At 68.2% G+C, this 1656-nt stretch carries 4 protein-coding genes; 1 reads left to right on the top strand and 3 read right to left on the bottom strand.

The features are described from left to right. Positions 1-353, bottom strand: a 353-nt coding sequence (locus BBK14_RS13450; RefSeq protein WP_157904260.1) for a helix-turn-helix domain-containing protein, incomplete at its 3' end; no start/stop codon positions are given. Then, complete coding sequence (gene tnpA / locus BBK14_RS13455; RefSeq protein WP_071062469.1) at positions 350-715, bottom strand: IS200/IS605 family transposase; 366 nt, start codon at positions 713-715, stop codon at positions 350-352. The genes BBK14_RS13450 and tnpA, both read right to left, overlap by 4 nt. Before the next feature lie 92 nt (positions 716-807). Between tnpA and BBK14_RS13460 the strand changes: the two genes are divergently transcribed. Beyond that, entirely contained in the window at positions 808-1248 is a 441-nt protein-coding gene (locus BBK14_RS13460) for a DUF5313 family protein (RefSeq protein ID WP_071062467.1), read from the top strand. On the opposite strand, the gene BBK14_RS13465 is transcribed toward BBK14_RS13460, so the two are convergent. Further along, positions 1245-1656 (bottom strand): IS630 family transposase (locus BBK14_RS13465; RefSeq protein ID WP_116430065.1); only part of this gene is annotated, 412 nt, incomplete at its 5' end. The two genes, BBK14_RS13460 and BBK14_RS13465, sit on opposite strands and share 4 nt — an antisense overlap.

Genomic DNA, 1656 nt, shown 5'->3' on the forward strand with positions numbered 1-1656 from the left:
CCGGTGGCCGGGAAGGGCTCAGCGGGTACGTCGTCGCAGGACAACAGCACATACCAGCGGCGGCCTTCCCGCCTCAGGCTGATCGTCTTGACCGTTGCCTTGTCGAGCCGGCGCAGGGTGGCCTGCTGCGAGGAGAACGACCAGCGGCCCTGGTCCGGATCACAGGCGCGGATCTCCTTCAACTGGGCGGACTGGTCGCCGTAGCGGATCATGGTCTTCGACGGGTGACGCCAGGCGTCGCGGCGTTCCTGCAACGCGGCGTTGTACAGCGCCCGATGGTCGCCGAGCATCACACTCAGCGCCGCGGCCTGCCGGGCGGTCGGGCGGAGCAGGAACTTGAAAGCCCGCCTCACCAGGCGTACTCCGTGCCCCACGGCCGCTCGTACCGGGTGTCGACATATCGACGGACCGTGTCCACGGACACCACACCGACAGCGGCCACGACATACGACCGTGACCACAGGATGGGAAGCCCGGACCGCAGGTGCCCGAACCCCGCACGCAGCACATACGAGGAGAAACCCTTGAGCTGGTTGGCGACATACGACAGGGAGTGCTTCGAGTGAGYCCTGACGGACAGGTACACATGGTCGGGCATGACGTCCAACGTGATGACCGACCCGGCAAGCACGCGACGGCGGTACTTCGAGCACCACACGACGTGGTACCCGAGGTCATAGACTCCACCCGCGCCCACCATCACCCACCGAACCATGATCCAAGTATGCCAGTGCCGCACTATCAGGGCTGTGGTCCGTACCCGACCCCCCTGACACCTGAAAGCACCAGCCCCCTCCGGAGCGCCTGATGGACGGCCAGGGAGAGCACCCCGCAACCGAGACCCCACCCGCCGGGGACGCGGCCCAGGCCCGGCCCGGCGGCCCGGAGCCGGAGCCCGCCGGCGCCGGGGCGGTCTCCCCGCCCCGCGACCGGGAGACTCCCCCGCTGGCGGGGCGGCTGCACTACCTGATCGGCGGGACGCTCCCGCCCCGCTACAACGACTGGGTCTCGAACGACCTGACCGGCCCGGGCTGGCGGGTCCGCCAGGCGCTGCGCCCGTTCCTGCTCATGGTGCCGTTCGCGATCGTGTTCGCGCTGCTGCCCGGCCAGGTGAGCGTGCGGCTCACCCTCGTCGTGTTCCTCCTGCTCTCGGGGATCGGCCTCGGCTTCGCCACCAGCGGCTTCTTCCGCAACCGCCGCCTGGAGCAACACGGCTTCCCGCCCGTCTTCACCGTCTCCGAGGACTAGTGTCCCGGTCCGGAGATTCGCGCGCAGTAGTGTCCGATCGCGTCGATGATCTGGTCGGCGGTCCTGGTCCACTTGAAGGGCCTGGCGTTCTCGTTCCAGTGACTGATCCATTTTTCGAGGGCGTGGGTCAGCTCGTCGACGGAGCAGAAGACGCCCCGGGCCAGGCAGCGGCGTTGCAGCTCGGCGAACCACCGCTCTACCTGGTTCAGCCAGGACGAGTAGGTGGGGGTGAAGTGCAGGGCGAACCTCGGATGCTCCACCAGCCACCTGCGCACCGTTGGTGCCTTGTGCACGGAGAGGTTGTCGCAGATCAGGTGGATCGCCAGATTCGGCTCGACCTGACGGTCGATCTCGGCGAGGAAGCCGATGAAGTCCCTGGCGGTGTGCTGGGCGGAGACCGCGCTGAGG

Origin of the sequence: Parafrankia soli (genome assembly GCF_001854695.1) — a bacterium.
Lineage (GTDB): Bacteria > Actinomycetota > Actinomycetes > Frankiales > Frankiaceae > Parafrankia > Parafrankia soli.

What these genes read in the sequence shown, in the direction of transcription:
- BBK14_RS13460 (WP_071062467.1), top strand. Translation starts at nt 808, where the DNA reads ATGGACGGCCAGGGAGAGCACCCCGCAACCGAGACCCCACCCGCCGGG.